Origin of the sequence: Ruegeria sp. HKCCD6119, from assembly GCF_013110585.1 — a bacterium.
GTDB lineage: Bacteria > Pseudomonadota > Alphaproteobacteria > Rhodobacterales > Rhodobacteraceae > Ruegeria.
This window is the reverse complement of sequence record NZ_WVQV01000007.1, coordinates 139877-161054: the sequence shown is the minus strand read 5'-3', so window position 1 is coordinate 161054 and position 21178 is coordinate 139877. Positions and strand designations below refer to the sequence as shown.

General features: G+C 57.9%; 26 protein-coding genes. 13 read left to right on the top strand and 13 right to left on the bottom strand.

Annotated features, from left to right (window positions below; genetic code table 11):
• The 6 genes from fghA (at window position 1) to GS611_RS15695 (ending at window position 5133) form a co-directional block, all read left to right on the top strand.
• Window positions 1–834 (top strand): S-formylglutathione hydrolase, encoded by an 834-nt coding sequence (fghA, locus tag GS611_RS15720; protein ID WP_216598307.1) that lies wholly within the window; start codon window positions 1–3, stop codon window positions 832–834.
• 55 nt (window positions 835–889) lie between these two features.
• Window positions 890–1246: a cytochrome c family protein gene (locus tag GS611_RS15715; RefSeq protein ID WP_171637185.1), complete on the top strand. Its 357-nt coding sequence runs from the start codon at window positions 890–892 to the stop codon at window positions 1244–1246.
• Window positions 1247–1380: 134 nt separating this feature from the next.
• Window positions 1381–3183 carry a lanthanide-dependent methanol dehydrogenase XoxF5 gene (xoxF5, locus tag GS611_RS15710; protein WP_171637184.1) on the top strand — a complete coding sequence of 601 codons (1803 nt, stop codon included), beginning with the start codon at window positions 1381–1383 and terminating at the stop codon, window positions 3181–3183.
• Window positions 3184–3252: 69 nt separating this feature from the next.
• Window positions 3253–3756 (top strand): c-type cytochrome, methanol metabolism-related, encoded by a 504-nt coding sequence (locus GS611_RS15705; protein WP_171637183.1) that lies wholly within the window; start codon window positions 3253–3255, stop codon window positions 3754–3756.
• On the top strand, window positions 3740–4582 hold the full coding sequence (locus tag GS611_RS15700; protein ID WP_371732279.1) for a substrate-binding domain-containing protein: 843 nt from the start codon (window positions 3740–3742) through the stop codon (window positions 4580–4582). The genes GS611_RS15705 and GS611_RS15700 overlap by 17 nt, the downstream gene beginning before the upstream one ends.
• Window positions 4579–5133: a PQQ-dependent catabolism-associated CXXCW motif protein gene (locus tag GS611_RS15695; RefSeq protein ID WP_171637181.1), complete on the top strand. Its 555-nt coding sequence runs from the start codon at window positions 4579–4581 to the stop codon at window positions 5131–5133. The genes GS611_RS15700 and GS611_RS15695 overlap by 4 nt, the downstream gene beginning before the upstream one ends.
• Before the next feature lies 1 nt (window position 5134).
• Here the strand turns inward: GS611_RS15695 and GS611_RS15690 are convergent, their stop codons facing one another.
• From GS611_RS15690 to GS611_RS15680, 3 genes are read right to left on the bottom strand one after another with little or no spacing between them, the layout of a single operon-like run.
• Window positions 5135–5953, bottom strand: a complete 819-nt coding sequence (locus GS611_RS15690; protein ID WP_171637180.1) for a quinoprotein dehydrogenase-associated SoxYZ-like carrier — start codon at window positions 5951–5953, stop codon at window positions 5135–5137.
• Window positions 5950–6894, bottom strand: coding sequence for a YncE family protein (locus GS611_RS15685; RefSeq protein ID WP_371732278.1), 945 nt, complete (start codon window positions 6892–6894; stop codon window positions 5950–5952). The genes GS611_RS15690 and GS611_RS15685 overlap by 4 nt, the downstream gene beginning before the upstream one ends.
• Window positions 6881–7420, bottom strand: coding sequence for an SRPBCC family protein (locus GS611_RS15680; protein ID WP_171637179.1), 540 nt, complete (start codon window positions 7418–7420; stop codon window positions 6881–6883). Before GS611_RS15680 ends, GS611_RS15685 begins: the two co-directional genes overlap by 14 nt.
• 366 nt (window positions 7421–7786) lie before the next feature.
• On the opposite strand from GS611_RS15680, the gene GS611_RS15675 reads away from it, so the two are divergent.
• Genes GS611_RS15675 through GS611_RS15645 form a run of 7 tightly spaced genes read left to right on the top strand, consistent with a single transcriptional unit; the run spans window position 7787 to window position 12960 of the window.
• A complete protein-coding gene (locus GS611_RS15675; RefSeq protein WP_171637232.1) occupies window positions 7787–8920 on the top strand; it encodes an ABC transporter substrate-binding protein in 1134 nt (377 codons plus the stop codon).
• Between the two features lie 12 nt (window positions 8921–8932).
• Window positions 8933–9904: a YVTN family beta-propeller repeat protein gene (locus tag GS611_RS15670; protein ID WP_171205913.1), complete on the top strand. Its 972-nt coding sequence runs from the start codon at window positions 8933–8935 to the stop codon at window positions 9902–9904.
• Window positions 9905–9923: 19 nt separating this feature from the next.
• Window positions 9924–10361, top strand: coding sequence for a hypothetical protein (locus GS611_RS15665; RefSeq protein WP_171170174.1), 438 nt, complete (start codon window positions 9924–9926; stop codon window positions 10359–10361).
• 15 nt (window positions 10362–10376) lie between these two features.
• Entirely contained in the window at window positions 10377–10625 is a 249-nt protein-coding gene (locus tag GS611_RS15660; protein WP_171637177.1) for a PepSY domain-containing protein, read from the top strand.
• A 20-nt stretch (window positions 10626–10645) separates the two neighbouring features.
• The gene (locus GS611_RS15655) at window positions 10646–11611 is read left to right on the top strand and encodes an ABC transporter substrate-binding protein (RefSeq protein ID WP_171637174.1); all 966 of its coding nucleotides are present in this window, start codon (window positions 10646–10648) and stop codon (window positions 11609–11611) included.
• 6 nt (window positions 11612–11617) lie between these two features.
• Window positions 11618–12367 (top strand): ABC transporter permease, encoded by a 750-nt coding sequence (locus GS611_RS15650; RefSeq protein WP_171637172.1) that lies wholly within the window; start codon window positions 11618–11620, stop codon window positions 12365–12367.
• Window positions 12364–12960 carry an ABC transporter ATP-binding protein gene (locus tag GS611_RS15645; RefSeq protein ID WP_171637170.1) on the top strand — a complete coding sequence of 199 codons (597 nt, stop codon included), beginning with the start codon at window positions 12364–12366 and terminating at the stop codon, window positions 12958–12960. Before GS611_RS15650 ends, GS611_RS15645 begins: the two co-directional genes overlap by 4 nt.
• A gap of 2 nt (window positions 12961–12962) precedes the next feature.
• Here the strand turns inward: GS611_RS15645 and pqqE are convergent, their stop codons facing one another.
• The 10 genes from pqqE to GS611_RS15595 form a co-directional block, all read right to left on the bottom strand.
• Complete coding sequence (gene pqqE, locus GS611_RS15640) at window positions 12963–14075, bottom strand: pyrroloquinoline quinone biosynthesis protein PqqE (protein WP_171637168.1); 1113 nt, start codon at window positions 14073–14075, stop codon at window positions 12963–12965.
• Complete coding sequence (gene pqqD, locus GS611_RS15635; RefSeq protein WP_171637167.1) at window positions 14075–14347, bottom strand: pyrroloquinoline quinone biosynthesis peptide chaperone PqqD; 273 nt, start codon at window positions 14345–14347, stop codon at window positions 14075–14077. Before pqqD ends, pqqE begins: the two co-directional genes overlap by 1 nt.
• On the bottom strand, window positions 14347–15096 hold the full coding sequence (pqqC, locus tag GS611_RS15630; protein WP_171637166.1) for a pyrroloquinoline-quinone synthase PqqC: 750 nt from the start codon (window positions 15094–15096) through the stop codon (window positions 14347–14349). The genes pqqD and pqqC overlap by 1 nt, the downstream gene beginning before the upstream one ends.
• Entirely contained in the window at window positions 15093–15989 is an 897-nt protein-coding gene (pqqB, locus tag GS611_RS15625; protein ID WP_171637165.1) for a pyrroloquinoline quinone biosynthesis protein PqqB, read from the bottom strand. The genes pqqC and pqqB overlap by 4 nt, the downstream gene beginning before the upstream one ends.
• 23 nt (window positions 15990–16012) lie before the next feature.
• The gene (pqqA, locus tag GS611_RS15620) at window positions 16013–16114 is read right to left on the bottom strand and encodes a pyrroloquinoline quinone precursor peptide PqqA (RefSeq protein ID WP_117873022.1); all 102 of its coding nucleotides are present in this window, start codon (window positions 16112–16114) and stop codon (window positions 16013–16015) included.
• A gap of 102 nt (window positions 16115–16216) precedes the next feature.
• Window positions 16217–16900 carry a response regulator transcription factor gene (locus tag GS611_RS15615; RefSeq protein ID WP_171637164.1) on the bottom strand — a complete coding sequence of 228 codons (684 nt, stop codon included), beginning with the start codon at window positions 16898–16900 and terminating at the stop codon, window positions 16217–16219.
• Between the two features lie 4 nt (window positions 16901–16904).
• Window positions 16905–18506, bottom strand: coding sequence for a HAMP domain-containing sensor histidine kinase (locus tag GS611_RS15610; protein ID WP_171637163.1), 1602 nt, complete (start codon window positions 18504–18506; stop codon window positions 16905–16907).
• Window positions 18503–19294 carry an ABC transporter permease gene (locus tag GS611_RS15605; protein WP_171637162.1) on the bottom strand — a complete coding sequence of 264 codons (792 nt, stop codon included), beginning with the start codon at window positions 19292–19294 and terminating at the stop codon, window positions 18503–18505. Before GS611_RS15605 ends, GS611_RS15610 begins: the two co-directional genes overlap by 4 nt.
• Entirely contained in the window at window positions 19291–20037 is a 747-nt protein-coding gene (locus GS611_RS15600; RefSeq protein WP_171637160.1) for an ABC transporter ATP-binding protein, read from the bottom strand. The genes GS611_RS15605 and GS611_RS15600 overlap by 4 nt, the downstream gene beginning before the upstream one ends.
• 220 nt (window positions 20038–20257) lie before the next feature.
• On the bottom strand, window positions 20258–21142 hold the full coding sequence (locus GS611_RS15595; RefSeq protein WP_171637158.1) for a LysR family transcriptional regulator: 885 nt from the start codon (window positions 21140–21142) through the stop codon (window positions 20258–20260).
• Window positions 21143–21178 lie beyond the last annotated feature (36 nt).

The following is a 21178-nucleotide window of genomic DNA, read 5'->3' as shown; positions in this document are numbered from 1 at the left end:
ATGGGTTTGAAAACCATCTCGCAAAACCGCAGTTTCGGAGGGGAGCAGACCGTGTACTCCCACGCGTCCGAGACCTGTGATTGCGAGATGACCTTTGCCGTCTACCTGCCGCCTCAGGCCAAATCCGGCCCGGTGCCGGTGTTGTGGTACTTGTCCGGCCTGACCTGCACCCATGAAAACGCGATGACCAAAGGCGGATTTCAGGAGGCGGCCGCGGATTACGGTGTTGCGGTTGTGTTTCCCGATACGTCCCCGCGTGGTGACAATGTTGCCGATGATGACGCCTATGATCTGGGGCAGGGGGCCGGGTTTTACGTGAACGCCACCCGGGACCCGTGGCGGGCCCATTTCAGGATGTATGACTACATCGTCGACGAACTGCGCGACATCGTACTAAAGAATTTCCCTGTGCAGGATCGTCACGGGATCACGGGCCATTCCATGGGTGGGCACGGTGCGATTACGATCGCGATACGCAACTCCGACAAATTCGGGTCTCTTTCGGCATTTGCGCCGATTGCGCACCCGACGCGGTCGGATTGGGGCCGTAAACAGCTCAGCAGCTATCTGGGTGACGACGAAAACACCTGGGTCGCGCATGACGCCACCCTGCTGCTGGAAGAGCACGGCTGGAAAGGTGACCTGCTGATTGATCAGGGCGCGGATGATCAGTTCCTTGATCTGCTCAAACCCGAAGCGTTGGCAAACATGATGGCAAAGCGCCGCCAGCCCGGACAGATCAGAATTCAGGAAGGGTATGACCATTCGTATTTCTTCGTGAACAGTTTTGCGCGCGACCATGTCGAATGGCACGCGGAACGTCTCAGCCAATGAAAATAGCAAGGAAAGATTGATAGTGATCAGAACGGTATTCGCAGCAACCTGCCTCATGCTTTCCCCCGCCTTCGCAAGTGCCGAAGGCGACCCCGAAGCGGGTGAGAAAGTCTTTCGCAAGTGCAAGGCCTGCCATGCGGTGGGCGAGGGGGCTGAAAACAAGGTGGGGCCGATGCTGAACGGCATTGTTGGACGTCAGGCCGCAACCGTAGAAGGATTTGGCTATTCACCGGTGTTGATTTCGCTGTCCGAAGAAGGGCTGGTTTGGACACCCGAAGAACTGGACGCGTTTCTGACGAAACCGCGCGACTACGCGAAGGGGATCAAGATGACCTTCGCCGGGCTGCGAAAAGAGGACGATCGGGCCAACATCATAGCATATCTTGCGACCTTTGAGGACAGCGGGTCGTAGGAGATCGCATTGCTCTCCCACCTAAGCGACCGGAAAACCGTCGGTCGGGGCGAGCATCAACAGACACCGTAATCCGACCTGGGTGAGGTGTTGCAATGCAGAGAGAGATCGCTGCACGAAAGGGAGGAGATTGAATGAAAAATCTATCGCTTTGGACCTCCGGGATTGCCATTGCACTGGCCACCACGGCCTATGCAAATGACGACCTGGTTGCCCAGATGGAGAACGCAAAACAATGGGCGATCCAGACGGGTGACTACAAAAATCAGCGCTATTCCGAACTGGATCAGATCAACGCAGACAATGTAGGTGATCTGCAAGTGGCGTGGACCTTCTCGACCGGTGTTCTGCGCGGGCACGAGGGTTCACCGCTGGTGATTGGTGACATGATGTATGTCCACACGCCGTTCCCGAACATTGTCTATGCTTTGGATCTGGCAAATGAGGGCAAAATCGTCTGGAAGTATGAGCCCAAGCAGGATCCGGACGTGATTCCGGTTATGTGCTGTGACACGGTGAACCGCGGTGTGGCTTATGCGGATGGCAAGATCTTCCTGCATCAGGCCGACACCAAGGTTGTGGCGCTTGATGCCAAATCCGGCGATGTCGTCTGGGAAGTCCAGAATGGCGACCCGGCGATTGGTGAAACCAACACGGCCACGGTGTTGCCAATCAAGGACAAGGTCATCGTCGGTATCTCGGGTGGCGAATTCGGTGTGCGCGGGTCTGTTACGGCCTATGATATGAACTCGGGCGAGCAGGTCTGGCGGGCCTATTCCATGGGGCCGGATTCGGACATTCTTGTTGATCCGGAAAAGACCACCCATCTGGGTAAGCCGGTTGGCGCGGACTCGGGTACAAACACCTGGGAAGGCGATCAGTGGAAGATCGGCGGCGGCACCACATGGGGCTGGTATTCCGCGGATCTGGACGAGAACCTGATGTACTATGGCACCGGGAACCCGTCGACCTGGAACCCGGCGCAGCGTCCGGGCGACAACCGCTGGTCGATGACCATCATGGCGCGTGACATCGACACCGGCGTGGCAAGATGGTTCTACCAGATGACGCCGCATGATGAATGGGACTATGACGGCATCAATGAAATGATCCTTACGGAACAGGAAATTGATGGCGAGCAGCGCAAGTTGCTGACCCATTTCGACCGCAACGGTCTTGGTTACACCATGGACCGCGTGACGGGCGAGCTGCTGGTGGCCGAAAAATTCGACCCGGTTGTGAACTGGACAACTGGCGTCGACATGGATCCCAACAGCGAAACCTATGGCCGCCCAGCCGTGGTTGCGCAGTATTCGACGGAACAGAACGGCGAGGACGTGAACTCGACCGGTATCTGCCCGGCGGCTTTGGGCACCAAGGACCAACAGCCTGCGGCCTATTCGCCGAAGACTCAGTTGATGTATGTGCCAACCAACCATGTCTGCATGGATTATGAGCCGTTCCGCGTGTCCTATACCGCTGGTCAGCCCTATGTGGGTGCAACTCTGGCGATGTATCCGGCACCAGACAGCCATGGTGGCATGGGCAACTTCATTGCCTGGGACAACACTGATGGAAGCATCAAGTGGTCACTGCCAGAGCAGTTCTCGGTCTGGTCGGGTGCGCTGGCGACAGCGGGTGACGTTGTCTTCTATGGAACGCTCGAAGGGTATCTGAAGGCTGTTCATGCAGAAACAGGTGAAGAACTGTACAAGTTCAAAACGCCCTCTGGCATCATCGGCAACGTGATGACGTACGAGCAAGGTGGCAAGCAGTATATCGGCATCCTGTCCGGTGTCGGTGGCTGGGCCGGTATCGGTCTGGCGGCTGGTTTGACCAACCCGAATGACGGTCTGGGCGCCGTGGGTGGCTATGCCGCACTCAGCGACTATACCGCGCTGGGCGGTCAGCTGACCGTGTTCGCATTGCCGAACTAAGCCAAAGATCTGGCCGGCGCGGTTCAATCGGGCCGCGCCGGTATTCACTTGAAAAGAAACGAGCGTTCCATGAACCATTCTGTACGTCTTCTGGCTTCAATTCTTGCATTGTGCCTTCCTGTTGCCGCGATCGCTGACAATCTGGCAGTCGCGTATTCCGAAGATGGACGGTATTACACCGAAGACGATATCCCGACATTCAACGTGGCCGAGGATGGAACCGTGGACTGGATGACATTTTCGGGCTTCCGGCGCTATCACGCGGAATGCCATGTCTGTCACGGCCCGGATGGCGAGGGCTCGACCTATGCGCCGGCTCTGAAGGAGTCTGCGTTGGAAATGGATTATTACGACTTCGTTGATGTCGTCACCAATGGCCGCCAAGTGGTGAACGCCGCTGAAAACTCGGTAATGCCGGGATTTGGCGACAACCCGAATGTGATGTGCTTTCTGGATGACATCTATGTATACTTGAAGGCTCATGGATCGGGCGCGATCCCGCGTGGCCGCCCGCCCAAGAAAGAGGCGAAATCCGACGTGATCCGCGAGGATGAAGATGCGTGTATGGGCTAAGGCCTGCCTGCCGATTTTCGGACTTTGCGTCTGGCTTTGTCAGGCAGTGCCCGTGTCGGCGCAGACGTCTGACCTGGTTTCAAGAACGGCTTTTCGCGTCTGTGCGGATCCAGCCAACTATCCCATGTCATCCGAGGATGGATCGGGATTTGAAAACAAACTGGCCGAATTGATTGCCGCAAAGCTGGAATTGCCCGTGCAATATGTCTGGTTTCCGCAGGCAACGGGCTTCATACGGAACACGCTGGCCGCCAAACGTTGCGATGTGGTGATCGGTTATGCGCAAGGTCATGAGCTGGTGCAGAACACCAACCACTACTACACGTCCGCCTATGCGCTGATCGTGCCGATGGACAGTGATCTGGCCCAGGTGAACAGGCTGAACGCTCCCCTGCTCAAAGGGAAACGGATCGGGATCGTGGCGGGTACACCACCCGCGGCTCATATGGCGCGGAACGGGCTGATCGGGCAAGCCAAGCCTTATAACCTCTTCGTTGACCGACGTGTGGAAAGCCCGGCCATCGACATGCTGGATGACCTGCAAACAGGTGAGATTGATGCGGCCATTCTTTGGGGTCCGCTGGGCGGACCACTGGTCAAGGCAGACTATCCTGATTTCAAGGTGATCCCGCTGGTCAAGGAAGAGCTGCCACCGCGCCTGTTCTATCGCATCACCATGGGCGTGCGGCAGGGTGAGAAGGTATGGCAAAGACAGCTGAATTCCCTGATCCGGCGTAACCAGGGCGGGATCAATTCGTTATTGGCCGAGGCCGGTGTTCCCTTGGTGAATGATCTGGGGACCGAGGTTCTGGACCTGTCGCAATGATGCGCGCATCGGTGGCAATTGCGTTGATCTCGACTGCCGCAATAGCGCAGACAGTTCCCGAACCAGGTGATTATCGCATGGACCACTACCGCGCGCCGGTGCCGGATCAGATAACCGGCGGGACGGTCATCGGCCCGGAAGAGGCGTACGGCCTATGGCAGGAACAAAGCGTCGCGTTCATCGACGTTTTGCCGCAGCCGCCCAAACCGGCCAATCTGCCTGAAGGCACGATCTGGCGCGACAAGCCGCGCGACAGCATTCCGGGATCACTGTGGTTGCCCAATGTCGGCTACGGCGCAATTGCCGATGTTACGACAGACTATTTTCGTACCGGTCTAGAGGCCAGCACCGATGGCGATATCAACCACGGTCTCGTGTTCTTTTGTCTGGAAGATTGCTGGATGAGCTGGAATGCCGCCCGACGCGCAATCGAATGGGGATACACCAAAGTCTATTGGTTCCCGGAAGGTACCGACGGCTGGGCCTTGTGGGGCTATCCGCTGGAACGGGTAAAGCCAGCCCCGGGCCAGCCCGTTGCCGGAGGCGGCTGATCTAAAAACCCGCCAGTTTTTTGTGTAAGTGACTGACCGTGCCGTCCGTATCCGTCATGGTCACGTCAACCGCTTGCGCCCTGCTTGGAACGGAAATGCCGACCCTTGGGTTTTCGGACAGTGAAATCGACCCCGTCATCTGGACATACCCCGCGCCATCAAGATCTATATCCACGGTCTCTACATATCGCATCGGGATGAACAGCAGGGAAATCTGATCCATCTGCATTCCGGAATGCGACGGGTGATCAATGTTCAGATCCATCTTGTTGGCCCGGTTCGCCCCCAGGCTGGACAATCGTGCCCGCGTGTTCAACGCAGGGACGCGGCCCACCAGTTCGGCCTCCATCGTTCCAAGGTTTGCCAACGCCAGTTCCGGATCAGTTCCGGGAGGTGCCGCGCAAGCGCCAAGGCCCGAGGTTTTGACGAAAGTTTCCGATACCCAAAGGCGGCCATCCGTGGTTTCGGCGATGACATGCATCGGGGTCGGGCCGTTCACGCGCATGGTCACGTCGAAGTAGAAACCCGGCAATGGTTCTTCCAACTCGAACACGGCAGAAACCGGCATCGGGTTTTCGTCCAGCACCAACGTCACCTTGGCCACTTTCGTCCCCTGAGGGGCCGCAACCTGAGCCGCCAGTTGAGCCCGCGCATCATCGGGCGTGCGATAGGGGGCATCAATCGCGATGAACGCATCTCCGTTTTGCATCAGTCGGTCGCCATACAACATCGCTCGGACATTTTCCCATGCCTCGTTGGATGCCCAAACCGGAGCCGCCAGCACACAGAACAGGACTGCAATCAGATGAGAAACTTTCATGGTCGTCCTCCTTGCAGGAACCTGCCAAAGGAACGGGGCCCATCACAGGTTTCCATAGTTTCTACCACTGACAGTGCCTGCGGGTCCACGATGCTGACGGTGTTGTCGAACCAGTTTGCGATGACCAGAAGATCTTCGCCCGCCGTCGCATCAATGCCTTCGGGGTATTCTCCAACATCAACCACGCCTTCATGTTCGAGCGTCTCCAGAGATATGACGCTGAGCGTATTGGCATATTGGTTCGTGACGAACGCCCGGCCGTGGGCGAAAGCGATACCGTACGGGCGTTCCCCGACCGGGACCGTTGCGAGAACGGCGCCGGTTTCCGCATCGACCACGCTGACATCATTGTTGCCGACATTGCCGACGAACAGACGCCCATCCGGGTCAAAACGCAGCCCGAAGGGGCGTGATCCAACCGGGCTGCGGTGCAGAGGCTGAAGAGTGTCGGCATCGAAAACCGACACCTGGTCCGCGTCCTTGTCGGCCGACGCCAGAAAACGCCCGTCTTTCGACATCGCAATACCCGCCGGGGCGGCTCCGGTGGGCAACTCGGATTGAACTTTCAGAGTTTCACTGTCCAGCACCCACAGTCGGGCGTTGTACCAGTCCGAGACGAAAACCCGCCCGCGATCCTGATCCAGTGCGATTCCAATCGGCCCCCCTTCAAGCGTAACTTGTGCGATCGTTTCACCGGTCTCGGCAGACAAACGCCTGACCATCTTGCTGTCCGGGGACACGGTGAACAGCGTCTCATCCAGACCAACCGCCACACCCGCAGGCTTGCCAGGAAGGGGCCAGCGGGCCGTTTCCTGCATCCGCGCAAGATCCATCCGGCTTAGTTCCTCACCGTTCTGACAGGTGATGAATGCTGTCTGTGCCAGTGTCGGGCTGCCAGAGAGCGCCAAAAACAACATCAGCAGTTGGCTAACTTGCCGCACCGAACCGCTCGATCAACGCGTCGAGACCCGCCTGATAGACGCCGGTCACGGCGGCAATGGCGGCTTCGTCATTCAACTCGGCCGGAGGATCGTTGTTTGGATACCCGCGATAGAAGGCACCGCGCCATTCGATGATCGAACCACCTCCGTCGCGCGGTTTTACCGTCAGATGCGACGAATAGTTGGTGACAGGCAGCACCTCTACCGCGACCTCGGTGATCCGGTAGGAGTAGCTCATTTTTTCCGCGCTGTACTTGTACAGAATTTCATTGATCGTCGGACCGCCTTCCTGGCCAAGTGTCAGCAATCGGGTCGCATCGACCTCGTTGCCGCCGTTTCCTTCGGTCGCAAACACAGCCGGATGCCACGACATGTCATCAAAGTTCCCGACAACGGCCCAGACTTCCTCTGGTGAGGCTGCGACCTCGGCAGTCAGCGTGACTTTCTGCCGGGTCGGCCCGTGGGCCCAAACCAGACCCGGAACCAGCAGAGCGGCGGTTGCGGCAAGAAGAAATCGTCGATGCATTCCATGTCCTCCCTGAATGCGCAGAGCGTTGGCAGACGCTGCGCGCTCGCGGCGTTTCTTCTGTCAGACCTGACGGCCGGGCGCACCTCGCCAGTCACCCGTCACACTCCCTGAAAAATCGGCGGGTGTCGCGGGAAACCGCAGTAAGATCAACCGTATACGCGCATTCTTATAAAATAAGAATCGAGCTCAATGATGAAGCTGATAGGCTTTGTTTTACAACACGGCCAAAAGTATCGGTTCCGTTTTTCGGGGCGCTATGCTCCGGGTGTTTCAATCTGAACTCTGACTTTCAGGCAACGGGAGGACATCTTGAATACTCGCCTGCTGCCGCTGCTTGCGGCGCTTCTTTGGTGTGCATCCGCGATGAACGCCGCGGCGCTGGATGTGAAGGCTGCAGTGCTGCGAATCGACTATCCGTCGCTTCTGCCGATCTCGCGATATGATCTGAAACCGGACGACCTGGGGTTTACCGGTGCCGCGCTTGGGGATGAGGATAACGGAACCACGGGCGGATTTCTGGGACATACCTACGAGACCATCACGATGGCCGTTCTGCCGGAAGAGGCTGACGCCGCAATGGACCAGATCCTTGCCGGAGGCGTGCGCCTGATCGTCCTTTTGGCCAAAGCGCCTGACATGTTGCGCCTGACGGACAAGGCGGCAGAGTCCGGGGCGCTTGTTTTCAACGTGTCTGCACCTGATGTCGATCTTCGCGACGCAAACTGCCGGGGCAACCTGCTTCATATCGCCCCGTCCCGCGCCATGAAGGCCGATGCGGTTGCACAGTTTGCCGTCTGGAAGAAATGGGGCGACTGGTTCCTGTTGGCCGGATCCAACCCCGAGGATGTCCAGCTTGCAGACGCGTATCGCCGCGCAGCCAAAAAGTTCGGCGCGAAGATTGCAGAAGATCGAACCTTTGCGGATACCGGTGGGTCTCGTAGAACGGATTCAGGTCATGTCCTTGTTCAGCGCCAATTGCCACTGGACACGCAAGATGCGCGAGACCATGACGTTGTGATTGCCGCAGACGAAACTGATTATTTCGCGCGCTATCTGTCCTATCACCTTTGGACTCCGCGCCCGGTGATGGGGTCAGGCGGCTTGCGTCCGACGACGTTTCACGGCGCGCATGAGGCATGGGGCGCGACCCAGTTCCAGACCCGTTTCGAGGATCTGACAGGCCGTTATGTCCGCCCCGAAGACTACAACACCTGGCTTGCACTGCGCGTGATCGGCGAGGCCGTGACCCGCGCCAGTACGGCAGAGCCCGAAGGTGTTCGGGATTATGCTCTGTCGGACGAGTTTGAGCTTGCCGCATTCAAAGGACAGAAAGTGACATTCCGCGAATGGAACGGGCAGTTGCGTCAGCCGATCCTTCTGTATGACGGGTCGATCACTGTCAGCGTCAGTCCGCAAGAGGGGTTTCTGCACCAGGTCTCACCGCTCGATACGATGGGATTGGATCGGGCGGAATCCAGCTGTCGCGCATTTGAGTAACCGGAGGTATTGATGAAACGACTTTTGTTGACTGTTGCCTGTGCTGCGCTGACCGCGGGTCCCGTGTTTGCGGGCAAGGCTTTTGTCTCGAACGAGCGGGGCAATACGATTACCGTGGTTGATACCGAAACCTGGGAGGTGATCACCGAATTTCCAGGCGGCAACCGACCGCGCGGGATCACCGTCAGTCCGGATGGCGGCACGCTGTATGTCTGTGCCTCGGATGACAATATCATCCGGGTATTTGATACGGAAACCTATGAAGAACTTCCCAGTTTGCCCTCTGGTCCGGACCCCGAGCTTTTCATTCTCGAACCCTCGGGCAAGCGGCTCTATATCGCCAATGAGGACGACAATCTGGTGACGGTCACGGACACTGAAACACGCACCATTCTGGCCGAGGTTCCGGTCGGCGTCGAGCCCGAGGGCATGGGGATCAGCCCCGATGCCAAGTTCGTGGTCAACACGTCCGAGACCACGAACATGGCGCATTTCATTTCCACCGAGGATTATTCCATCAAGCATAATGTCCTGGTCGACCAGCGCCCGCGCTATGCCCAGTATACAGCGGATGGAAAGCGCCTGTTCGTGACATCGGAAATCGGCGGAACCGTCACGGTCATGGATATTGCAGAAGACGGAACGCCGACGGTTGTCGGCAAGATCAGCTTCGAAGTAGCGGGCGTGCAGCCGGAATGGTTGCAGCCTGTCGGTGCCAAGGTGACATCGGATGGCAAACGCCTGTTCGTTGCTTTGGGGCCCGCAAACCGGGTTGCCGTCGTTGACGCGCAAAGTCTTGAAGTGCTGGACTATATCTTGGTGGGGCAGCGGGTCTGGCAGTTGGACTTCACACCGGACGAAAAATATCTGCTGACCACGAATGGCAATTCAAACGACATCACCATCATCGATGTCGCCTCTGAAAAGGCGATCAAATCGGTGCAGGTCGGGCAACAGCCCTGGGGTGTGGTGACCATTGACTGAAGTTCTGGGAGGGACAGGAATGAAGAAACTTATGATCGCGGCCATGGTCGCGGCGCTCGGTGGGCCGATATCGGCGGCACCTCTTTGCGATGATCTGGGATTTGCCGGGCTTCTGGCGAAATGCAACCGCGGGGAAACCATCAAGCTGACGCTTGCTTCGGGGCAACCGTTGGGTGAGGACGTGGTTCTGCAATCCGGCGCGTATTACAAGCTTGAGATCACCGCTGACGGTTCGGCGGAATTGGCCATCGAGGGGCCGTCTTTCTTTCGCGCGATCTGGATGAATGAGATCGTGATAAACAAGATCGAGATCCGTCCTATGGCGGTGGACAGCATCGAGTTTGACAAGGCCGGCGTCGCCGAATTGTCGTTTATCGCGATCAAACCCGGCAGTCATGAAATTCGCATCCCCGGTTCCACCGGTGACACGCAACGCATTACGGTGAGTATTCAGTAACGGAGAGATAACGTCATGAAAAGATTTGGAATGTTGATAACCGTCGGGCTTCTGGCGGCCCCGGCTTTCGCCGACGACATTGACGCCGAAACGGTGGCAAAGATCGAGGCCTATCTTGTCTCTGTCGAGTGTCAGATGGACCCGGATGACATCGAGGTTGAAGATGATGGTTATGATCTGGACGATGTCATCTGCAAGGGCGGCAACCAGTTCGACATCAAACTGGACAAAGACTTGAATGAAATCAGCCGAAAGGCGGAATAGCGATTAAACGGGATCGGGTCATGTTAAAACTTCTTGCCGCGGGCCTTGCATTTGCACTCAGTTCGGGGGCTTTGGCCGCCGAGACCCTGCCGACCATTCGCGCGGCCGTACTCAAGATCGGAACGGTGAATTGGGAGCTTGAGACCATTCGCCGGAACGGTCTGGATCGGAAACATGGCTTTGTCCTTGATGTTCAACCGTTTGCCGACAATGGCGCGACGCGTATCGCGGTCGAGGGGGATGAGGCTGATTTGGCAGTTGCCGACTGGATTTGGGTTGCGCGTCAAAGGGCTGCCGGCAAGGACTATGTGTTCATCCCTTATTCCAAAGCCGTGGGCGGGGTGGTTGTGCCCGCTGACAGCCCGGCAACCAGTTTGAAGGACCTGTCGGGCGGCAAGATCGGCATCGCGGGTGGACCGCTGGATAAATCCTGGCTGATCCTGCGCGCCTATGCAGCAAAGGAATACGGGATGGACTTGAAAGCCGACACCGAACAGGTGTTCGGTGCGCCGCCTCTGATCTTCAAATCTGCTTTGAACGGCGATTATGCCGGGGCGATCAATTTCTGGCATTTCCTGGCCAAGATGAAAGCGTCCGGCATGAAAGAACTGATCTCGGTTGAGGATGCCGGGCAGGCCTTGGGGCTCGACACCAATACGCCCTTGCTGGGCTATTACCTGAAAGAGAGTTTTCTGAACGAACACCCCGACCTTGCGCAAAGCCTGTTTGCCGCCAGCCGCGACGCCAAGGACCTGCTGGCCAATTCGCCCAAGGCATGGGAGGCGATCAGACCGCGGATGAACGTCAAGTCCGATGCACAGTTTGAACAAGTCAAGCTCGATTGGATCGCCGGTATTCCCGATCGCCGCCCGGTAGATGCGGTCGCGGCCAACAGGATGCTGGAACTTATGGCCGAATTGGGCGGGGCTGAACTGGTGGGCGCTGCGACGACAGTGCCACAGGGTCTTTTTGCTGACGTGGAATAGGATCAGATGCAAAACGCGCGCCTCACGCCGCTTTTGTCTATCGCAGGCCTTGTGGCGCTGTGGATTGTTGCGGCGTCGCTGACCGCAGACCCTCAGATACTGCCGCAACCCTGGGACCTGATCCCCCGGTTTCATCAAGAGCTTGCATCAGGAGAGTTGCTGCGCAGCCTTGGCGCGACCCTGTCCCGCGTGATCTGGGCCTTCGTGCTGGCGATGACATTGGGAACGATCATTGGCCTGGCCATGGGGCGATCGGATGCGCTGAACCGCTGGCTTGATCCATGGCTGGTTGTCTTCCTGAACCTGCCCGCGCTGGTTCTGATCGTGCTGTGCTACCTCTGGATCGGATTGACCGAGGCTGCGGCGATCACGGCGGTTACGCTGAACAAAATCCCCAATGTCGCAACGATCCTCCGAGAGGGCGGCCGGGCGCTGAGCCCGGATCTGGATGCGTTGGCACGGGTCTACCGGATGCCGTGGCAAAGGCGACAGCGCCATGTGATCCTGCCGCAGCTTGCCCCGTTTATCGCAGCTGCCGCACGGTCCGGGCTTTCTCTGATCTGGAAAATCGTCCTCGTGGTCGAGTTTCTTGGGCGCTCATCCGGTGTCGGGTTTCAGATCCATTTGTATTTTCAGCTGTTCGATGTGGCAATGGTGCTGGTCTACGCGTTTTCGTTCATTGCTGTCATGCTGGTTGTCGAATGGCTGGTTCTTCAACCTTTGGAGCGCAATGCTCGACGGTGGAGAACTGCATGATCCGAATTGACATCCAAAGGAAGCGCTTTGAACACCACGCCGTTCTGGGCCCCATTGCATTTGACATCGCCGCTGGGGAAACGGTCGCGCTGACCGGACCATCGGGCATCGGAAAGACGACGCTGCTGCGATTGGTGGCAGGCATTGACCCGGATTTCGAAGGCCAAATCGTGCGGCCGGATCGGCTTGCCATTGTGTTTCAGGAACCCACTTTGCTGCCATGGCGTTCGGCTTTCGATAATCTCGCCCTGATCCATGGTGACCTGTCGAAGGCTGACATTGACGCCGCGCTGTCAGACGTCGGCCTGGACGGAAAGGGGGATTTGTTTCCCGGTCAATTGTCATTGGGTCAGCAGCGCCGGCTTTCTCTGGCGCGCGCCTTTGCCGGGCAGCCTGAATTTCTGATTATGGACGAGCCTTTTGTATCACTGGATACCGAAACGGCCGAGACGATGCTGACTCTGACCGAGGACCTCATCACGCGGCATCGCCCGGCGACCCTGTTCGTGACGCATTCCAAACCCGAAGCACGGCGGCTTTCCGACCGGATCCTGACCCTGGTACCCGGGCCCAGCGGTGCGGTTCTTGGATAGGGTCATTCCGCAGGCTCTCTCGCCGCACCGGGTGCGGTACGATATGTGAAGGGTGCATCCGATTTGGCGGCATGTTCGTTTGCCTGGTTTTGCAGGGTCTGATGGTGGGGTGATTTGATGCAAACCGGATCAGTGGCGCTTGCGTCTCCGATAACGGCCATGGCCTGACAGCGGCAGCCACCAAAATCAATGGTTTTGCGTTCGCAGGTTTTGCACGGGTCCGACATCCAATCCGTTCCGCGATAGGCATTGAACGCGCTGCCATGGAACCAGATATCCGCAAGCGGTTTGTCCTGTACCCGGTCAAATGTCAGATGCGGGATGGACTGAGCCGCATGGCAGGGCAGAACCTGACCGTCTGGCGCCACGTTCAGCCCGGTTGTCCCCCAGCCGCCCATGCATCGCTTGGGGTAGTCGTCGTGATAGTCTGCTGGAACATAATCGATGACCAGTTGCCCCTTGAGGTCTTTCCTGGCCTCGGCCACCTGTCGCGTCACCTGTTGCGCCTGTTCCCGCGTCGGCATCAACGCATCCCTGTTCCGCAAGGCCCAGCCGTGGAACTGCACTGTTGCAACTTCGATCCGCCGGGCACCCATCTCCTGTGCCAGTTCCAGCGCCCGCGGCAGTTGGTGGGCGTTGTGACGGTGCAGCACGAAGTTCAGGGTCAGCGGAAACCCGATCTTCTTGATCCATTCGACCGTTTTCATCTTGCGGTCAAACCCGCCGCGATAGCCGCCTACCTTATCCGCCATCGCGGCGTCGGTGCCCTGAAGAGAAAGCTGGATATGGTCCAGGCCGACTTCGTCCAGCTCATACAGGCGTCGCTCGGACAGGCCGATCGCCGACGTGATCAGGTTGGTGTACAACCCGGCCTCACGCGCGGCATTGACCAGCGCAACCAGATCGCGGCGGGATGCGGGTTCGCCACCGGACAGATGCAATTGCAAGACACCAAGTGCCGCCGCTTCTCTGAAAACACGTGCCCAGCTTTCGGTATCCATTTCATTGTCGAGTTTGGCCATTTCGACTGGGTTGGAGCAATAGGGGCAGGACAACGGACATCTGTGCGTCAGCTCGGCCAGCATGGCAATGGGGGGAGGGGGTTTTACCTGCATCAGATGACATCCAGAAAGCGACGGGCCCGAAGGGCATCCAGAAACCCCGAGCTGTCTTCGACAATCTGTTCTTCCGGGGCGTTGTATTTCCTGGACAGTCTCGCGGTGATCTGACCAAAGCTGCGTTGGCCGTCAACTTCGCTCAGAATCGCATGTCCGATCTGATCCAACGTCACGGCCCGTTCAGGTGCCAGCAGAACCCATTGTTCTCGCACGGAATCGAAATGGATGCGGACACCACGCGGTAGCAAGGGGACCTCCTGCGCCAACATTACGACGCCTGCCGCATCCGTAAACCGGTGTCCGGCTTCCATGCCCCCGGAGGAATTCGGGCAGGTTCGACATAGGCGCCCCACAGGGCATCCAGCTGCGACCAGAGGACATCGGTTTTGAATATCAGTGCCTTGGCTGCCGCGTCCTGTTTTTCAGCGGTGTCGGCATGATCCAATACCCATGCCAGACCAAAGGCCACATCCTTGGGGGCTTCTTTCAGGCGGTTGCGGAAATAGGCAAGCGAGCTGTCATCCGCAAAATCGTAATGCCGAAGCAGGCCTTCGATCCTGTTGGCATGAATCTTGGGAGCAAACAATTCAGTGAGTGAGGCCGCAACCGCTTCCAGCAACGATTTTTCGCGGACGTATCGCACGTAAGCGTCCACCGCAAATCTGGTGGCAGGCAATACGCCGTCGCATGAGGCGACATAGCCCGGATCCAGACCGACGGCTTCGGCCAGTCGCAACCAGCGCCGGATACCACCTTCGTTGTCTTCCGTGCCGTCATGATCTTCGATCCGCGACCGCCAGGCTCGGCGCAGCGCAGGATCTTCTACACGCGACATGAAGGCGGCGTCCTTCATCGGGATGGAATGCTGATAATAGTAGCGGTTGATCACCCAAGCCCGCACTTCGTCAGGCGTGCATTGACCACCGTGCAGGCGATGATGAAACGGATGAAGGTCGTGGTAACGCTCGGCTCCGATCTGACGAAGTCGGGCCTCGAACTCTTTTCGGCTTTGGGTCATAGCGTTATCTCCATGCCATCCTGGCCTATCGTCCAGCCTTTCGCCCTTGCCCGGGCGTTCTCGGCGCTGTCGGGGCGCAGAACCGGATTGGTGTTGTTCATGTGGATGAACACTTTCCGGCCGATTTTCATATCGGCGAAACCAGCGATCGATCCATCGGGGCCGTCCATCGACATATGGCCCATGCGCTTGCCCGTTTTCTGACCCAACCCGGCCTGCACCATTTCCGTGTCGTGCCAAAGCGTGCCGTCGAAAAACAAAAGATCGGCCTCGTCAAGTCGGGCGCGCAGCTCGGGCGTCAATGCGGCACAGCCCGGTATGTAATATGCCGTCTTCCCCTGCGCGCTCAGCGCCACTCCGACGGTTTGTTCGCCAACCAATTCGGTTTCGACATGTTCCCCTTCCAGATACAGAGGCACTTTGCCGGGCACCGGAAACAATGTTGCCTGCAAGCCGGGAACCAGATCGAACGTCTGATTCAACGAGATCGACGCGCGAGTCACGACCGAGGCGTTCAAGGCGTCGAAAATCGGGTTCTGCGCGATGACGTCCTGAATGCTCTGGGTTGCAAACAGCGTGAATGGCTGCATCTCGCGCAGCGTCAGCAAGCCGGCCACATGGTCGATGTCACCATTTGTCACCAGCACCGATTGAATCGGCACCTCTCGCAACCCGGACGGATACAGGACAGGCGTATTGCCGATCTGCGTTCGAATATCCGGAGACGCGTTCAGGATGGCCCAGTTCTGGCCATCGGGTGAGACCGCGAGTGATGATTGCGTCTGCGCCGGGATATGTCCGCTTCGGGCCAGATTGCAGTTTTCACATCCGCAATTCCATTGCGGAAGGCCGCCGCCAGCAGCGGCCCCAAGTATTATTGCGCGCAACGTCATTTAATGTTGGCGCTTGCAGCTGATCAAATCAGGCCGCCACCGCGCTCATCGTCATGATCGGGGCCGTACATGTTGATTTCCATGCCGCATTCGATTTCGCGAATAACAGGTCTGTTCCAAGCCATATCAGGGTCCTCCTCCTAGAATGTGCTTGCGAGCAATGTGGCAGGTCTCATGCGCCCGTGCGACTCTTAATTCATAAGAAGGATTTAGACTTTGGTCGGTACTCAGGCGTCATCTGACAGTGGAGCAGTTCCCTGAAGGCAGAAGCCTTGATTGCGTATGGTTTTGATTTCAAATCCAAAATCATCCGACCCCAATTTCTTTCTCAGATATCCGATGTAGACGTCCACCACGTTTTCGTTACTGGACCCGTCCTGTGACCAGAGCGTGTCAAACAGTTCTCCTCGGGATATTGGCGATCCGGCCTTGCTGTTGAGCAGTGTGAGCAGTTCGAATTCACGTTCGGTGAGCGCAATGCGTGTCTCGCGGATCGAAAGTGTTCTGTCCCGCGACGACAGGCGCGCGGGGTCCGGGCGCTGAGACAGCACGCGTTGTTCCTGTACCTGCAACCGGGCGACAAGCTCATCAAAGCTGAACGGCTTAATGACGTAATCATCGGCCCCGGCTTCAAGCCCGGCGGCACGATGATCGACATCGGAAAGGGCAGACAACATCAATATCGGGATTCCGACCCCGGCAAGACGCGCGGCCCGGACCAGTTCGATACCACTGTCGGTTCCCAGCATGACATCGACAATCGCGCCCGAGAATACACCGCTTTTCAACCGCTCCAACCCTTGGTCGGCGCGGTTTTCAGCCTCGGCTGAGTAGCCGTGCAGCGACAGGCCCCGGACAAGGGCCGACGTGATTCTGGGGTCGTCATCTATGATCAGCAGTCTGGAGACCATTTTTCTATGCCTCCGCCAGAGGTAGTCGAATGCAGACATTTGTACCGGCATTTGATCCCAAGGCGTCTTCACGCGGAACCGGGCTTGCCACCGAAATGGTTCCTTCATGGGCCTCTATAACCCACCTGGCCAGTGCCAGCCCGACACCGAAACCCTGACTGTTTGCTGCCCCTCCTTGTACAAACCGCTCGAAGATCCGGGTTTGGGCACCGTCGGGAATTCCGGGGCCGTTATCGGTCAGCTGTATTTGAACGCCACCATCAACCGATTGACCGGAGAGCAACAACGCCTTTCCGTCCCGCGCATGTCGGATCGCATTGCGTATCAGACTGAGCAGGACCTGACGAATCCAGTTCAGGTCACAGTGCAACGAACAATCCGGGAAGTCGCCCGTTTCAAGCTGCATGTCGGCGCCGTCGATTTCAGGTTGAATGTCGCTCACAACTGTTTGCATCAGATCGCATAGTGCAACGTTGGTTGGTTCCAGAGCCAGCTCACCGGTTTCGGAACGGGCGACGCGCAGCAAATCATCGATTCTCTGGTTCAGTTTTGCGGCGCTGCTTTCGATTGTTGCCAACGCCTCTGGCGCGGTCTGGTTATCCCTCTGGCCTATCTGAGCTTCCATCATGATGACCGTCAGCGGTGTGCGCAGTTCGTGACTGACATCAGCAAAAAAGCGGCGCCGGTTTTCGTCGATCTTGGACAGGGACTCATTTGCAGCGCTCAGTTCGCGGGTTCGCTGGGCAATGGTCTCGTTCAACCGGGCCCATTCTGCGTCAACCTCGGCCTGGCGTTTTCTCAATGCAGCGGCCATGCGGTTGGTCTCGCCATATAACTGGCCGATCTCATCATTGCGGGTTTGAGGCAGCGAAATTGCGAATTCGGATCGGCCGACCTGAACCGCCGCGTTGCGCAGCCGATCCAGACGAGAGAACTGCGGTCGCACCAGGCCAAAATAGAACCACGCCGTGCTGAGCAAGGCGAACAGTGCCAGTGCCAGTGCCGCCCAGGTCAGAACCCAGCGGGTCCTTTCGATTCCCGCCATGACGGAGTTTCGAAACAGTACCTCGGTATTCACCGCCTGGCTGAGAAGGGGATCAAACGCCGACGCAAACGAGTCGACATAGGCACGGAGCTGGGCCTGATCGGCGTCTGCGTCGGCTAGCCCTTCCAGCGTGCTGGCCAGCAGCGCCTCCATTCTGGCCAGACCCAGGGATTGGGTTCCGTATCGCGATTGTTCGTCCAGCCCCAGGGATTGAACCGCGGCAACGGCATCTTCCACATCGGAACGAAGGTTCAGAAACGTTGCCCCAATTTGGTCTTGGATCGGCGAAAGGCGATCGAGTCGAGACTCGACCGTTTGGCCGGTCTGTATCGACTCGGTTGCGATCACAAGAAATGTGGCCGCCTGGGTCGACAGAGCAGCATATCGTGCCATGCGGGTTTCCGATGCCAGTGCCGTTTCCAGGCGGCTGGCGACGGTCTGCATCCCGAAGTAAAGGATTGCTGCCGCCAGCAGGGTGCCTGATCCCAGCACAACGGCCCCAAGGCCCAAGCGTGTTTTCAGAAGCAGACTCCGCTTTGCGGTTTGTGGCGCGGCCGTCATGATTTCCGCCTCATCAGGCCCCGGGCCGGTTCGTACCCCCAAACGGCGATCGCGCTCAGTATCGCGGTTGACGCCAGAACCCACAGCAGGGCCCCCCAGTTGATCTGCAAGTAAAGCAGAAACCGGATCAACTCGACCACATGCGTGAAAGGATTGAGCGCACAGATATCACGCAGCAATGGCGAGCTTTCAGCCATTTTCCACAGCGGATAAAGGGCGGAGGACAGGAAGAACATCGGGAAGATGACAAAGTTCATCACCCCGGCAAAATTCTCCAGCTGCTTGATGAAACTGGACAGCACCAGCCCCAGCGCGCCCAGCATCAGACCACCCAGAACCAGCCCCGGCAAAACCGCGACATAACCGGGTAACGGCAGTACAATGCCGAACACAGCGGCCAATGCGAGAAACGTATAGACTTGCAGGATGGATATCGCCGTTGATCCCAGCAGACGGCAGAACAAAAGCCACCAGCGCGGGAACGAGCTGGTCAGCAGAAGGCGCATCGAGCCCATCTCGCGGTCGTAGACAAGGCTGAGCGAGCTTTGCATCCCATTGAACAACAGAACCATAGCACACAGGCCGGGGACGATATAGGTCTCGTAAGTGATATAGGTCTGGTAGGGTGGAATGATCGACAGGCCGAGGGCCGCGCGAAACCCTGCTGCGAAGATCAAAAGCCAAACCATTGGCCGGACCAGGGCTGCCAGAAATCGTTCGCGTTGATGGATGAAACGCAGAAACTCGCGTCCGATGATGGCGCGGGCGACTCCCAGGAATCCGTTCATGTCGGGACCTCGGTTCGGGACAGGAACCAATCGGACAGTGTTTGATCCCCCCGCAGGCGGCCCACCTGCCCACTGGCAAGAATCTGACCGCGATGAAGAACCAGCAGCTGGTCGTCGTCGCGCATTTCATCTGTCAGATGCGTGGCCCACAAGACGCACAGCCCCTGTTCCGCCAGGTCGTGCACATGGTCGGTTATCGCGTGCCGAGCCGCGGCATCAAGCCCAACGGTCGGTTCGTCCAACAGCAACACCGAAGGTTCGTGCAGCAGGGCACGAGCCAGTTCCATCCGGCGGCGATGACCGCCATTGAGATCGCGCACTCGTTCCCCGGCGCGGTCGCGCATGTTCAGCCGATCCAGCGCCGCATCGATACGGCCAGGGACTTCGGATCGCGACAACCCATGCAGAGCTGCGAAATAGGCCATGTTCTGGCGCACCGTCAAACCCAGATCCAGTGTCGGTTGCTGAAAGACCACGCCAAGCTTTGCCAGCGCCTTGCGTGGGGATTGGCGCAGATCATGGCCCGCGACCGTGATTTCACCGTCCGGCGCCACAAGCAATCGCGTGAGCAGCGACACCAGTGTAGATTTTCCGGCCCCATTCGGACCGAGCAGACCGCAGAACATCCCCGCCGACACGTCAAAAGAGACAGCATCCAAAGCCGCCTTGGCGCCATAATGAAAGCTCAGGTCGCGTACGGCGAGACCAGGATCGGTTTCCGCCGAGGGGCGCGCGTCTGACATTCTTCCTCCGTCCCGAACCATGGTTCTTGACAGCAGCTTGCATCGTCGGGGCGCGTTTCTCAACCTTCCAGTCCGAGGCCGGACCACGACTTAAGTATGTGAAGCTTCACGGATTTGATGGTATCGCCCGAAGGATTCGTCGCCAAATTTGGCCAGCCGAGACTGTCAGGGGAAGGCGGGCCTGATCGGCGCGAACACCCCGTTTTGCGGGTACCGCTTTTCAGTTTGCGTTCAGCAAAAACGATCTGAACTCTTTAAATACGGGGGATCTGCTGAAAGAGGGTGTGAATTTGGCCACCATTGCGCGAGGAAGCTTCAACGAGGCCGAAAACGGGCGAACCAGATCGCCATTGTCCAGCAAGTTCTGAACCAGAACTTCGTGCGCCATCAACACGCCACCGCCATGACGCGCCTCTTCCAGCGCGACGGAATACAACGAGTGCACGGTTCCCGTCTTCGGTACACGTGCGCCATCTGGTTGGCTGTTCAGCCAATTGTCCCAATCATTTGCCCATGCCCCGTCATGGAGAAGGGTTTCCTGCGAAAGATCTGAAACAGATTTCAATCGATCCGCGACCGAGGGGGCGCAAACCGGGAAAATCACATCTTCGGCTATTTTGATTTCGTTGATTCTGATCGGTTCACCGGAAAAGAACAAAGTCATGTCAAATGGTTCACGCGTAAGGTTTGGCGGCGTTTCAAGGGCCACAACAGACACGGACAAATCCGGGGCAATTTGTCTGAGCGTTCCAAGTCTGGGCGCCAGCCACAATTGCGCGATCGACGGCAGCGCGGCGACCTTGACCTTGCGCGGCAGGGCCTTGGTTCGAAGTTCCTGCACGGCCATTCCCAATTGATCAAACGCCTGGGTGAACCCGGGCAAAAGCTCTTCGGCAAGCGCCGTCATCTCGACCCCGCGGGCATTTCGGACAAAAAGTTGGGTGCCGGCCCAGGCTTCAAGGGCCTTGACGTGCTGAGTTATCGCGCCCGGTGTAACGGATAGCTCGTCTGCCGCAGCGGCAAAACTTCCAAGCCGAGCCGCCGCTTCGAATGCTCGTAAAGCATTGAGATGTGGGCCTTTCGGGCGACGAGGGGAAAGTGACATCCATTTAAGCCTTAGTTTTTCTGCGGCAAATAAATA